Raw genomic sequence first — 12,998 nt, forward strand, 5'->3', positions numbered from 1 at the left:
CCCCAGTCACCATGTGGCGTAGATTCCAAAACTTTATCCAACATACTCGTAGTGTTCTGATTATTACTCCCACTGTTGCCCTGACTGTCATTGTCGGGCAATCGTTGGGATTTTTCAATTTGCCTGAATGGAAAATTCGTGATGAATGGGTTCGTCAGAGATCATCTCCTGCGATCGCGGATGAAATTGTGGTTGTCACAATCGATGAACGCGATATTCAATCGGTGCGTAAATGGCCAATTCCAGATTGGGCATTAGCAAAATTACTAGAAAAAATTCGGGCGCAGCAACCCAGGGCCATCGGACTGGATCTCTATCGAGATTTACCAGAGGGAAGCGGACATGAAGAACTTGTAAAAATCTTTCGTAGCACTCCTAATTTGATTGGTGTTGAGAAAATCACCGGAGAGCGCGTCAATCCATCACCGGAGTTGAAAAAACTTAATCAAGTAGGGTTAGCAGATTTAGTGTTGGATGGCGATCGCTTTGTCCGTCGCGCCCTCCTGACGGCAGTTGATGCCAAAGAGCAAAACACGCTCAAAGCTGGGCTAGCAACTCTTGTAGCGCTCAAGTACCTAGAAGCTGACAAAATTACCTTAGAAAGCATTGACCCCAAGCAGCAAAAGTTTCAGTTGGGTAAAGCAATTTACCTACCACTAGACAATCAAGAAGCAGGCTACTCCGATGCTGATTTAGGCGGCTATCAAATTCTGCTCAATTGGCATGGAACAGATGCGGCATTTCGGACAGTTGCCATGCGCGATGTCTTAGCAGGGAGAGTTCCAGCCAACCTAATGCGCGATCGTATGGTGTTTATTGGATCAGCCGCCGCTAGTACCAATGACTTCTTCAACACACCCTTCAGTTCCTCCTGGATCTCTGCCCAAAAAACGATGCCTGGGGTTGTTGTCCATGCCAATATTGCCCATCAACTAGTGCAAGGGGCAAAAACAGGTAAGACAAACCTGTACGGCTTTTCTGGCGGGGCTGTGTCGCTCTGGATTATTTTATGGTCTGCGATCGGCTCTAGTGGTAGTTGGTTCTTATCCAGTAACAGGTTGCGGATTCCTGGTGGCAAAATTCTCTGGGCAACTATAGGCATCTGTGGCTTGTTTGTGGGGGGTGGCTATGGGATGTTTTTACATGGCATTCTGATTCCAGTCACACCTACTTTAGCCGCATTCATCAGCAGTGTAATTGCAACAACAAATGCCTATAAACAGAGGCGGTTAGAAGAAGCAAATCAGCAACTAGAAATTGCCAATGCTCAACTATTAGATTATTCCAAAACTCTGGAGTTCAAAGTTGAAGAGCGAACTCATGAACTACTTGAAGCCAAGCAAGCTGCTGATGCTGCTAACGAAGCAAAGAGCGAGTTTTTGGCAAATATGAGCCACGAACTACGCACACCGCTTAATGGCATCCTTGGTTTTGCTCAGGTGCTAGAAGTTTCGCCAAACATGACAGAGAAAAATCTAGAAGGTGTCAGCATAATCTACCAATGTGGGACACACCTGCTGATGCTAATCAATGATATTCTCGACCTTTCAAAAATTGAAGCTCGTAAATTAGAATTGGTTACGACTAATGTACATCTGCACACTTTTTTACATGGTGTCACCGAGATTTGCAGTATCCGAGCAAAACAGAAAGGCATTTCATTTAATATTTTAATCAGCGATCGCCTACCAGTTGTCATTGAAGTGGATGAAAAGCGACTAAGGCAAGTTTTGATCAACTTACTAGGTAATGCTATCAAATTCACAGACACCGGTAGCGTCACCTTCAAAGTAGATGTCATCAGTCATTCGTCATTGGTCATTGATCAAGAGTTGAAACAAATGACAAATGACAATGGACAAATGACACATCAGAAGATTCGCTTCCAGATTGAAGATACAGGTATTGGGATGTCACCAGACCAATTAGAGAAAATCTTTTTGGCTTTTGAGCAAGTAGGTGAAGCAGGGCGGAAATCTGAAGGTACTGGTTTGGGATTAGCAATCAGTCAAAGAATTGCGGCATTGATGGGCAGCCAAATTCAAGTACAGAGTCATCTGGGTGAAGGTAGTCTCTTTTGGCTAGATTTAATCGTACCAGTACCAGTTTCCCATGACTGGCAAATAGAAGCGATATCTACGACGAGTGTAGCAGCAGCTCTAACCCATCAAAAAATCACCGGGATTCGGGGTACTGCACCTCAAATTCTCATTGTCGATGATGATACTAACCATTGTTCTATGTTGATCAGTTTGCTCCAAGAAATTGGCTGTCGAACCTTGGAAGCAAGTGATGGCAAATATGCACTACAGATGGTAACTGAACATCACCCAGATGTGATTCTCCTTGATTTAGCTATGCCTAACATGGATGGCTTTGAGCTAATGGTTCATTTACAAGAAAATCCACAAACTCGTTTTATTCCAATTATTGTCTCTAGTGCCAGTGTCTTCGAGGAAAATCGGCAACGAAGTTTTCAGGCAGGGGCCACAGCATTCTTGCCGAAACCTCTGCAAATTGATGAACTATTTAATGCGCTGAAATCGCTGCTAAAAGTGGAGTGGATTTACGATCAATCCACACCTCAAAAGTCATTTTACCAGTCTGAGCAGAAAGCTGATGCTGAATTGGTTCTGCCATCACCAGATGTTTTGCAACAACTTTATCATCTGGCAATGATGGGAGATATTCCAGCAATTGAGGAAATCATAAAAGAGTTAACTAAGCAAGATAGTCAGCTAACTCCTTTCGTACATGAGTTGAGCAAATTTACTGCCAACTTCCAAACCGGAAAAATCCGTAAATTCCTTAAATCTTTTGTAACCACTGAGTCACGTCAATGATGATCGAATCCCTCTTAAAACCAATGCATATCCTTTTGGTAGATGACAATCCCAACAATCTTAAAGTGCTATCAGAAGCAATTCAGGGATGTGGTTGGAAAACACTCATGGCAACCGATGGAGAATCCGCCATCGAACAAACAGAATATGCTGCTCCCGATCTTATTCTCCTAGATGTTATGATGCCGGGTATTGATGGATTTGAAACTTGCCGCAGGTTGAAAGCCAATTCCATCACTCAGAATATTCCGATCATTTTTATGACCGCCTTGGCTGATGCCACAGACAAAGTGAAAGGATTAGAAATTGGTGCAGTTGATTATATTACCAAACCCTTCCAGCAAGAAGAAGTTATTGCTCGATTAAAATTACATTTGAAAATTTCCTATCTTACCCGTACCCTCGAACAAAGAGTGCAAGAACGCACCGCAGAATTAACCCAATCTCTCCAACAGTTACAAAACACCCAACTACAACTAATCCAGAGTGAGAAAATGTCTACCCTTGGACAACTTATTGCAGGGATAGGTCATGAGATTAATAATCCGATTGGTTTTATTAGTGGAAATTGCTCTCATATTGAAGAATATGTCAAGGATCTCCTACGTTTGGTGAATCTCCAACAGCAAAAGCTACCACATCCAGACCCAGAAATTGAAGAACTTGTTGAAGAAATTGACTTAGAGTATCTAGTTGAAGATTTACCAAAAATTTTGGGATCAATGGAGCAGGGAATTGGTCGTCTCAAGGATATCAGCCTTTCTTTAAGAACCTTTGCTCGATCTGATATCTCATCTATGGTGGAGTTTCAGATTCACGAAGGAATTGATAGTACCTTAATGCTATTAAAACATCGACTCAAAGACCAAGGAGAACGCTCTGTAATTGAGGTTGTCAAACAATATGGTGAGTTACCTCCAATCACTTGCTATCCCGGACAACTGAATCAAGTATTTATGAATATTATCGCCAATGCTATTGATGCATTTGATGACCTCTATCAAAACCGCTCAGTTGAGGAGATAGCTGCTGCTACCCCTCACACCATCACGATCACTACATCAATCCAGCATGAGCAACAAACTGTGACAATTTACATCGAAGATAACGCTCTTGGTATGCCTCCTGAAGTGCAAGCGAGGGTTTTTGAGCCATCTTTTACAACTAAGCCTGTGGGAAAAGGAACTGGGCTAGGATTAGCTATTAGCTACCAAATTATTATCGATAAACATAATGGACAAATCAACTGCTCGTCAACCTCTGGTCAGGGAACGAAATTTATTATTACTCTAGCAACTTCAGTAGACCGAAAGAAAATTTCTGCGATTTAGGCTAGTGTTCCGAGTATCATCTTGACTTGACTTTAAGACTCAAGAACATTGGCGAAAAGGCAAAGACTAAAAAAATTTTAATATGATAGACGAGTAGATACTTAATAGCTGATAATAAGAACTTTAGTTCTTGGCTTTCAAGTACTAAAGTCCTTACTAGAAAACACAAATTAAATTTTTAAATCGCGTAGTGCTAGACGAATTTGCTCCAAGCGTCTACGGTTTACACCAAAATCCGAGTCTCCAAGACGTGATGCGGAACGCAGATGAATTACTGACTCATTAGCAGGGAAATAAAACTCGACATCATCCACAAATTGGAATATCCGACTCTTAGAAAGAGCATGGATGTAATTATCTGTCTGTTGGATAACCTCTGTACGTGGAACCACACTAAGAACTTTGAGTAAAGTTGCTCGTGCTGTCTTGAGGTCTACATGATAGACGATCGGGTCAATGCTATGTTTTGAATCAGCATCTTGACTGACAGCACAGTTCGGAGAAGGCGGACAGGGAGCAAGATGGATATTATCAACTCCCAAGCCAGAAGTGGCAGCCCAAGTAGCAGCAGGAAACATGAAGCTGCTAGTCAGACTGAAGAATATTACAAAGATAATACTCCAGAGAAGTCGCTGCACGTACCTCATTTCCCCGTTCACGGAGCGTTCCGTAGGAAAGGGGTATGTTTTTAGCAGACGGAACATGATCTATTTACTCCTTGTTAAGAAACATAAATATACCTGAAACACTCACCAATGACAAACAATAAATGACCAATGGACTTCACAAGTTCCTCAAACTCTTTATATTTAACTGAAAGCACACCGCATTCCAGAAGTTAAAAACTAATTCTAAGGACTTATGCAAGTATCATTTTTTCGCCAAAATAGCCCAAAGTCAAAAATCCAAAAAGCTTGACTTTTGACCCTTGATGTGAAGATATGTAGCATAGCAAAGCGATCGCCTGCAAAAATACCGCCGCACAATTATAGAAATGCTGTTTGCTCGGTCTGCGTCGCTAATGCTAACTGCGAATTGTAAGCCTTGAACCACAAGAAGGAAGCGAATTTATCAAGTTTGCTTAACTTCACAAGTTACTCAAATTCTTTATATAAATTGAAAGTCAGACAATAACACAATAATTTTAGAATCAATTATGGTTATGGCAATTAATTATCGGGAAAGAATCATTGTTCTTTGGACAGTATTTCTACTAGGAACATTGTTTCATACACAACTGGGTTTAATGCCGCTTTTTCACGGTTTATCTGTTATTGAATCTCAAAAAGCTACAAATATCAACGATATTTCTGGAATTATGTGGTTGATGTTAGGCTTTTTTGTGCTACCAATGCTGGCAATTATTCTTACTATTTTTACCGATTCAAAGCGTTATCGAATCATTCATTTTGGCTTAACTGTCTTTTACAGCATCATGAACTTACTACACGTGATTTTAGATTTATTTGTCCAGCCAGTTCTCTGGTATCAGATAGCCTTGATGGTGTTGTTATTTTTTGTGGGTTTATTATTAAATATCACTGCTTTTAAATGGATGCAAATGCGTAATAGGTCTAATAAATCACAAATACAATTAGAAAGTTCACATTTGTAGATTTTATTAAACCCGTATTCTCAGCTTTATTATAAATTTTATTTTGAATAAGGTTTGAAAAAATATTCAATATCCATATTTTTTAACTTGATTTAATCAGTTTTAAAACAACACAGCGATAAAAGTTATCTTTTAACATTCAACATTCATTCTTCTGTAATTTACATTCCAAAATGCAAATCTACCGAGCGCGATAATGCCTAATGGTAGGATAACAGAAGCATGAAATCGTGAATACAAAAGCCCTCATTTCTCCTCAAGAACTCACGTCTATATTAGCAGAAAAGTCAGCACGGGCTGTCATTATCGATACACGAAGTCCCGAAGATTATGCTATTTCTCATATTCCTCACTCCATAAATATTAGAGATTTTTTCACCTATCTTTTAGAGAGTTCCTACCCAGCAGGATTAAAGGAATTACAAGAGTATTTTGCAGAAATTATGAGCAAGCTGGGAATATCGGGTGCGGAACGGTTAATTGTCTATGAGGATACTTTAAATAAAGGTTATGGTCAATCTTGTCGAGCAGCTTTTTTACTGAAGTATTTGGGTTGCGCTGAGGTATCTATCTTACACGGAGGATATAAAGCATGGCTGACAGAGGGATTACCTACTACCGATGAAGTACCATTATGTGAAAGCAGCATATTTAGATTGCATCCTAACACTGACATGATGGTGACTACCGCCGAGATGTTGCAAGCAATTGATAATCCAGCAATTATTAAATTAGATGTGCGCGATCGCAACGAATGGCTTGGACTGAGTTCTTCTCCCTATAATCCTGACTTTTGCCCTCGCAAAGGTAGAATCCCTAATGCTGTATGGTTAGAATGGCATCATCTGATGAATTCCGAATCGGAAATCCCCATGTTCCGATCGCCAGATGAAATCCGAGAAATTTGTCAATCATTAGGTATTACTTCGGAGTCAGTTGTGTATATTTACTGCTTTAAAGGTTCAAGGGCTGCTAATACATTAATAGCCCTTGAACAAGTAGGAATTTCTGCTAGAAATTATTTTGGCTCTTGGAATGAATGGTCTCGTGATTTTTCTCTACCCATTGATAGCAGAGTTATCAGCGTATAGGCATCGCAAACTTGGTTTCTTGTTGTAACATATTTGACCTTGGGTTTTCGAGACGCGATAAATCGCCGTCTCTACAAGTGTTTTGGTCTTATCTGAACTGTATTGCTTTATAACTCGGAATCTGTTTTGGGAAAAGGTTACTGGATTTGGGTTAAAGGTTTTTTCTATTCCCAAAACCCAAGGAGTATTGCCTGGTTGGAAAAAAATATGAACTGCGATCGCTAGTAGAGCAATTATACTTAACCCAATTGTAGGAAGTATTTTGGTGGGCAATTGTGCCAATCTAGCAAATAACTTTTCTTTGGATAGACTTATGGCTAAAAAATCTCAACCAAATGTAGAACAATACCAAGATGTCAGATTATCTGCCACCACAAGAATTTGGGTAATTACAGTCGCCATTCTCGGAGTTTGCATCCCACTCTCAGCCGTTACTAGAAGTGGTGCTATTCTTCCTTTAGTTGCTATTGGTGGTGCAGCAGTTGGTACAGTTGCTGTTTGGCGTTCTGATGAGCAAAAATCAAAAACTAACTATTTGCAGCAGCAGCAAATAGAGCTGTTAGAGCGGAGATTAGCGAATTTAGAAACAATTGTTAGCAGTGATGACTTGAACTTGCAAATGAAAATTAAACAGATTGAGGCAAGGGATACTTTTGGTGACTCGTCTGATGTAAGTACTATACCCAGACAACCAAAACGCAAAGGTTAAAATTAGCTAATATTCAGCATTTACGCCAATTTCAGATGATATACCCGAAAATAATCGTTACTAAGTCTTTTTAGTAGGGGTATTTGTTGACTTAACGTTGCCGCAACCTTTAAAATGCTTTTCACATTAAACTTTCCTTCGCAGCTAGAAGTGTTTCCTTAGAAACAGTATCTTGTTGTCCATCTTCGTTAGAATTGACTGACATCATTTAATTCTATATACTTCAACTGCATCAGTTCATGAAATGTCTAAGTGCTATCCATCTCTATTTTTCCCGGAAACATCTGCCAATGGCTGTGTTTTATTAGACTGCTAACATTACTGAATTTTTAATTAACTAAGGTTATAAACTTGAGTAATTGCATTGGTATAGCTTACCGTAGGTATGCAATAGTTTGCCGCAGGAATGCAGATGGATTGGATTAGCTTACTTAAAGCTCAACAAACTGACTTCCTTCAACGTGTGAAGAAACCTAAAACTTATGACTTATCTTTATTGGAAAGTCAAGTTAAGGGTTGTCACACTGAAATGATGGCTTTTTGGGGCGAACCATTGGCCAGACTCCAAGAACTTTCTCGCCAACAAGCAGAAGTTCTTGCCAAAAATCCGCCGCCTACACCACCTGAATATCCTGAGCCTCCCGACTGGACGATACCTTTTCCCAAATACTTCCAGCGCCAAGCGGAAGATTATCTTTTGCGGGAAAAAATCGTTGACCTGGTGATAGCTGAACGTTTAGGGAAGTTGGTAAAAAAGGTATCACAAGATACTTTGCAAAATATAATTTTAGATGATGAGGGAAATTTGTGTGGCGAAAGCAAATTTTCTTATGTACTAAAAGATAATCCTCAGCTAAGTGTTCAAGTTTATGTTGCTGATGGAGAAAGTTTTAATGGTATTAAGAAAGACAAAATTAAATGGTCGGTTACTCAAGAAGATTTAAAAAATCACCAAGTATTAATTTTTCTCTGTTTGTTTTATCCATCAACAGGTCAGTTAGGATACGAAAGACAGAGTATAATTACAGGATTTTTACCTGCAAATCAAATTGAACTTACTGAACCAAAACTGTATATAAGTCCGAGTAAATTGTTGTATGCTGGTGGTCTGAGTTGGTATTTAGAATCACTTGTTGGCAAAAAAGACACGTCGCCAGTAATTAATGAGAAAGCGATCGCAGATACAATACAGACTCTACCACCAGAGCATTGTCTTAAGAGTATAGTTGGTGACTGGGAATGCTGGCAAACTTTACAAGGTCACAATAGAGGTATTAATTGCCTAGCTTTCAGTTTTGCGTGTAAAAATGGTAAAGCCTTACCCATATTGGCAAGTGGTAGTCGTGGAGAAACGAAACTCTGGGATTTAAGCAAGGGTGAATTAATAGATACATTATCAGAATATCCTTGGGTGATACCTGGGCTAGTGGATGAAGTGAATTCCCTGGCTTTTAGTTCAGATGGACAAACTTTAGTGAGTTGCGGTGCTGATTCCACAATTAAACTTTGGCACGTGGGTGCTTTAGACTTGATAGATATTTTGCATAAACATAATGGCGTAGTGCGGTGTGCTGCCTTTACTCCAGATGGCAGAATGCTAGCTACAGGTGGAGATGACAGAAAAATTCTGTTTTGGGATTTGATGCATCGTCAGGTTACGATCGCACTTTCTTTAGATGATACAGCTGCTCATTCTCTGGTTTTGAGCCGAGACGGGGAAACTATAGTTACAGGTAGCTACCGTAAAATCAAAGTCTGGCGAACTTCACCCCAGACGGGGATCAAAAGTTTAAAGGATGCACAACCTCTGCATACTTTAATGGGTCATTCTCATATCGTTCGTTCGTTAGCAATCAGTGCAGATGCTAAACTGCTCGTGAGTGGTAGCTGGGATCAAACAATAAAAATTTGGCAATTGGAAACTGGAGAATTACTTCATACACTTAAAGGACATAGAGATAGAGTATATGCGATCGCCTTAAGTCCTGATGGACAAATTATCGCCAGTGGTAGTGCTGATAAAACTATCAAATTATGGCATCTACAAACCGGGGAATTACTGGGTACGTTTACAGGTCATGGAAATATAGTCACAGCATTAGCCTTCACAGCTTCTGGCGAAATGTTGGTTAGCGGGAGTTTGGATAAGACAATTAAAATTTGGCAACGGAGTTAAGAATTTCAAATTAGGGGCTGATTGCGATCGCAATATTAAAATTACATAATGACTTGACTATGAAAATGGTGTGCGCTGCGATCGCGAAGGTGTCATAAGCATCTTCTTTGGATGCAACTTATGAAAATTTAGTTGGTAGAGGATGATGTATTACTCAGTGCGGCATTGGCAGAGTTGTTAAGTGCAAATCGTTATACTATCGACGTAGCAAGCAATGGACAAACTGGGCTAGACCTAGCAATATCGGTTGAATATGACTTGATTTTGATGGACTGGCTAATTCCTAAGCCTAATTTTTTACTGCTGCTAGGTGCTTTCCTCAGCTTACCTGCTTTATATACCAACTAGATAGCTACAACCAAAGTAGAAGGCAAAATATTCTTGTTGGCAGCCAAGGTGGAGCGAGGATGTTAAAGCCAGATTAAACTAAGAGTATGAGAATTGGTATTTTCGAGCAGATGACAGTTAATAATGGATTGATTCTTACGCTCTTTATTCTGATTATAACCCTGCTAGCTCTTGGCTATGGTTTTGGTGTGAAAGCTCGACGTTTACCCTTTACGGCAGAAATTGAGTTTAACCAGCAGCAATGGCAATTTCTGCGATGGTGGGTCAAATTAGCCTTGGTTGCTGGAGTTTTGTTACCTATGTGCTTGTTAGCCCTGGCTTGGAAACAACCATCTTCAGGGGTATTTTGGGGAAGTTACCTGTTGATAGTCGCGGTACAACTTATATCTGAACGTGTTTTTAGTCGCTCCCTAGTGCCAAGTATTGTTGTACCCATTGGCTTTTTCTACACAGCTTTTCGGTTGTGGCAACTGCTAGATGGATTCACACAATTAACATTTTCTTATTTGACATTGGTGGGTTTTGGCGTTGTTGTGTTATTCTGGGTTGCTAACTTAGTAATGTTGATGGTAATGGCCATTCCAACAATCTTTAAAGGTTCGGAGTCAATTTCACAATCTTGATTTGTGTTTTGGCATGATCATAGTTCACAACCTATGCCATCCCTATCTCTATCAAACCCGTGCAGATTTGGCGGATTAACCTTAAATCTGCGGTAAGGAACATTAGGACAATCCAAATCTGCCGAATTAGACTTGTCCGAAAACTCCAAAGCCAGACTGTTCAAAGCTTTGATATCTTCGTGAAAACCTAATCATAAGGGTTTGAGATAGTTTAGAGGCATAAATTATACTCCCTAATTATTGAAATCAACTTACTTAAACGTTTTACCATTTTTCTTTTCCTAAGTTAATATTTCGGACAAGTCTATTAGGCTTGCTGATATGGAGATTGTCACCAGAAGATTTCTGCTACGTGATTTCGTTGAGTTAGATCGCTCGCCATTCCTGGACTATCAAGCTGATCCGCGCAACCTGAGATTTTATGAACCAGATGAAGCTAGCCCCGAACATGCAACCCATTTGTTTGAGACATTTCAGAGGTGGGCTGCTGATCGCCCCCGACTCAATTACCAACTTGCGATCGTGCAGCGACAGGAACCTAACACGCTGATCGGCTGCTGCGGACTGCGGGGAATGGAGTGTGAGGCGGGCGAGATGGAACTGGGCATTGAATTAGCACCAACCTACTGGGGTCGCTATGCCTATGCGATCGAGGTTGGGCGTGCCCTGCTCGACTTTGGGTTCAGGGAAATAGGACTGGAGGTAATATCTGGTTCTACTGTGAGCGCAAATGCACGAAGCAATCGGTTAGCAGAATGGTTCGGGGCAGAGGTGGTGGCCATTCGTCCAGGCTCATCGTGGATGTCCGCTCGTGGTTGGAATGAAGTACATTGGCGGATCACAAGAGAGATGTGGGAGCGCCGCATGGCTAGATAACATAGTTCCTAAGCCGATTTACTATTTTCTTTTTCCGGAAAGTGACAGAAGCTGTTCATGAGCGATCGCCTACTATGGATGAAATAAACCATTCTGTTTTCTTAGGAGAAGGTTATTTACGCCTTAAAAGATGGCGGTACGAAAGAACAGGAGATTGAGCAACAGAGACAGAACAAACAGGCAAGCGCTTACGGATGAGCAGATTTTACAGCTTGAGCGTATAGGCAAAAAGATCGAAGAACATTTCGGCCGCCCCCAAGACATCGAATGGTGTTTGCTTGATGATAGATTTTATATTGTCCAGAGTCGGCCAATCACTACTTTATATCCGATCCCTGAAGCGAATGATCGGGAAAATCATATCTATGTATCTGTCGGTCATCAACAAATGATGACTGACCCCCTCAAACCATTGGGATTGTCTTTATATCCAGTTAACAGCTGCTCGACCCATGTATAAAGCTTGTGGAAGGTTGTTTATTGATATCACACCTGATTTGGCTTCACCTGTTAGAAGAGAAATTATAGGCTTTTTCACTATCCCTTTAAATTATTAATTACGAATGAATATTGACTCTTCCCTTGCGCCCTATTGGTACACACATCGGTGTTCCTATAACCGGGTCAGGAACAATACGACACTCTAAGCCAAAAACTTCTTGCACCATTTCCTCAGTCATTACCTGCTTCGGTTCTCCAACAGTGAAAATACGACCATCTTTCACCGCAACCAAATAATCTGCATAACGACAAGCCTGATTTAAATCATGCAACACCATGACAATAGTTCTTCCCTCATGCTGGTTCAATTCATATAACAAATCTAAAACTTCTATCTGATGCGCCAAATCTAAAAAAGTAGTCGGTTCATCTAACAGTAAAATATCTGTATCTTGTGCTAATGCCATTGCAATCCAAGCACGTTGTCGTTGTCCACCAGACAAAGTATCTAATCCTCTGTCGTCCAACTCTAATAAGTTTGTAATTAAGAGTGCCTGTTGGACAATTTTTTCATCTTTTTCTGACCACTGCTGCAACCAATTTTGATAAGGATAACGTCCTTGTGCTACCAAGTCTCTGACTGTTAATCCTTCTGGTGCAACTGGCCCTTGCGGTAAGATCCCTAATTGCTTCGCTACGTCCTTAGTAGAAAGATTAAAAATAGATTGCCCATCAAGATAAACTGTACCGTGATATGGTTTAAGTAATCTAGCTAGACCTCGTAATAAAGTTGATTTACCGCAACCGTTTGCACCTACTAAAGCACTAATTTGTCCGGTAGGAATTGATAAATTTAAATCCCGAATAATTGGCGCACCATCATAAGCTAAAGACAGACCTTTGGTTGATAATCCTTTCATAGTTGATACCATTTAGATTGTTGAC

General features: G+C 40.4%; 13 protein-coding genes and 1 pseudogene. 11 read left to right on the top strand and 3 right to left on the bottom strand.

Features of this window, described 5'->3' with window-relative positions; translation table 11 throughout:
• Positions 1-11 precede the first annotated feature (11 nt).
• Positions 12-2,843, top strand: coding sequence for a CHASE2 domain-containing protein (locus GNF10_RS16755; protein ID WP_185586377.1), 2,832 nt, complete (start codon positions 12-14; stop codon positions 2,841-2,843).
• A complete protein-coding gene (locus GNF10_RS16760) occupies positions 2,840-4,174 on the top strand; it encodes a response regulator (protein WP_185586378.1) in 1,335 nt (444 codons plus the stop codon). Before GNF10_RS16755 ends, GNF10_RS16760 begins: the two co-directional genes overlap by 4 nt.
• A 170-nt stretch (positions 4,175-4,344) precedes the next feature.
• Here the strand turns inward: GNF10_RS16760 and GNF10_RS16765 are convergent, their stop codons facing one another.
• The gene (locus GNF10_RS16765) at positions 4,345-4,821 is read right to left on the bottom strand and encodes a DUF1499 domain-containing protein (RefSeq protein ID WP_185586379.1); all 477 of its coding nucleotides are present in this window, start codon (positions 4,819-4,821) and stop codon (positions 4,345-4,347) included.
• A gap of 308 nt (positions 4,822-5,129) precedes the next feature.
• Between GNF10_RS16765 and GNF10_RS39295 the strand changes: the two are divergent.
• The 3 genes and pseudogenes from GNF10_RS39295 to GNF10_RS16775 form a co-directional block, all read left to right on the top strand.
• Positions 5,130-5,212: pseudogene (locus tag GNF10_RS39295) on the top strand (bidirectional hydrogenase complex protein HoxU); the annotation flags it as partial.
• Positions 5,213-5,336: 124 nt separating this feature from the next.
• Positions 5,337-5,789, top strand: a complete 453-nt coding sequence (locus GNF10_RS16770; RefSeq protein WP_185586380.1) for a hypothetical protein — start codon at positions 5,337-5,339, stop codon at positions 5,787-5,789.
• A 230-nt stretch (positions 5,790-6,019) separates the two neighbouring features.
• Entirely contained in the window at positions 6,020-6,880 is an 861-nt protein-coding gene (locus tag GNF10_RS16775; protein WP_185583734.1) for a sulfurtransferase, read from the top strand.
• Here GNF10_RS16775 and GNF10_RS16780 read toward each other — a convergent pair.
• A complete protein-coding gene (locus GNF10_RS16780) occupies positions 6,848-7,153 on the bottom strand; it encodes a hypothetical protein (protein ID WP_185591983.1) in 306 nt (101 codons plus the stop codon). The genes GNF10_RS16775 and GNF10_RS16780 overlap by 33 nt on opposite strands.
• Before the next feature lie 40 nt (positions 7,154-7,193).
• Between GNF10_RS16780 and GNF10_RS16785 the strand changes: the two genes are divergently transcribed.
• From GNF10_RS16785 to GNF10_RS16810, 6 genes are all read left to right on the top strand, one after another.
• Positions 7,194-7,589 carry a hypothetical protein gene (locus tag GNF10_RS16785; protein ID WP_185583736.1) on the top strand — a complete coding sequence of 132 codons (396 nt, stop codon included), beginning with the start codon at positions 7,194-7,196 and terminating at the stop codon, positions 7,587-7,589.
• A 412-nt stretch (positions 7,590-8,001) separates the two neighbouring features.
• Positions 8,002-9,765, top strand: coding sequence for a WD40 repeat domain-containing protein (locus GNF10_RS16790; RefSeq protein WP_185583737.1), 1,764 nt, complete (start codon positions 8,002-8,004; stop codon positions 9,763-9,765).
• Between the two features lie 132 nt (positions 9,766-9,897).
• Positions 9,898-10,113 (top strand): hypothetical protein, encoded by a 216-nt coding sequence (locus GNF10_RS16795; RefSeq protein WP_185583739.1) that lies wholly within the window; start codon positions 9,898-9,900, stop codon positions 10,111-10,113.
• Positions 10,114-10,199: 86 nt separating this feature from the next.
• Positions 10,200-10,736 carry a hypothetical protein gene (locus GNF10_RS16800; protein WP_221643371.1) on the top strand — a complete coding sequence of 179 codons (537 nt, stop codon included), beginning with the start codon at positions 10,200-10,202 and terminating at the stop codon, positions 10,734-10,736.
• Positions 10,737-11,057: 321 nt separating this feature from the next.
• Entirely contained in the window at positions 11,058-11,612 is a 555-nt protein-coding gene (locus tag GNF10_RS16805; protein ID WP_185583741.1) for a GNAT family N-acetyltransferase, read from the top strand.
• A gap of 130 nt (positions 11,613-11,742) precedes the next feature.
• Positions 11,743-12,072: a PEP/pyruvate-binding domain-containing protein gene (locus GNF10_RS16810; protein WP_260445849.1), complete on the top strand. Its 330-nt coding sequence runs from the start codon at positions 11,743-11,745 to the stop codon at positions 12,070-12,072.
• 97 nt (positions 12,073-12,169) lie between these two features.
• Here GNF10_RS16810 and GNF10_RS16815 read toward each other — a convergent pair whose 3' ends face one another.
• Positions 12,170-12,973, bottom strand: a complete 804-nt coding sequence (locus GNF10_RS16815; RefSeq protein ID WP_185583743.1) for an ABC transporter ATP-binding protein — start codon at positions 12,971-12,973, stop codon at positions 12,170-12,172.
• Between the last annotated feature and the right edge of the window lie 25 nt (positions 12,974-12,998).

The organism is Nostoc sp. UCD121 (genome assembly GCF_014222285.1).
Lineage (GTDB): Bacteria > Cyanobacteriota > Cyanobacteriia > Cyanobacteriales > Nostocaceae > Nostoc.

What these genes read in the sequence shown, in the direction of transcription:
- GNF10_RS16755 (WP_185586377.1), top strand. Translation starts at nt 12, where the DNA reads ATGTGGCGTAGATTCCAAAACTTTATCCAACATACTCGTAGTGTTCTG.
- GNF10_RS16760 (WP_185586378.1), top strand. Translation starts at nt 2,840, where the DNA reads ATGATGATCGAATCCCTCTTAAAACCAATGCATATCCTTTTGGTAGAT.
- GNF10_RS16765 (WP_185586379.1), bottom strand. Translation starts at nt 4,821, where the DNA reads ATGAGGTACGTGCAGCGACTTCTCTGGAGTATTATCTTTGTAATATTC.
- GNF10_RS16770 (WP_185586380.1), top strand. Translation starts at nt 5,337, where the DNA reads ATGGCAATTAATTATCGGGAAAGAATCATTGTTCTTTGGACAGTATTT.
- GNF10_RS16785 (WP_185583736.1), top strand. Translation starts at nt 7,194, where the DNA reads ATGGCTAAAAAATCTCAACCAAATGTAGAACAATACCAAGATGTCAGA.
- GNF10_RS16790 (WP_185583737.1), top strand. Translation starts at nt 8,002, where the DNA reads ATGGATTGGATTAGCTTACTTAAAGCTCAACAAACTGACTTCCTTCAA.
- GNF10_RS16800 (WP_221643371.1), top strand. Translation starts at nt 10,200, where the DNA reads ATGAGAATTGGTATTTTCGAGCAGATGACAGTTAATAATGGATTGATT.
- GNF10_RS16805 (WP_185583741.1), top strand. Translation starts at nt 11,058, where the DNA reads ATGGAGATTGTCACCAGAAGATTTCTGCTACGTGATTTCGTTGAGTTA.
- GNF10_RS16810 (WP_260445849.1), top strand. Translation starts at nt 11,743, where the DNA reads ATGGCGGTACGAAAGAACAGGAGATTGAGCAACAGAGACAGAACAAAC.
- GNF10_RS16815 (WP_185583743.1), bottom strand. Translation starts at nt 12,973, where the DNA reads ATGAAAGGATTATCAACCAAAGGTCTGTCTTTAGCTTATGATGGTGCG.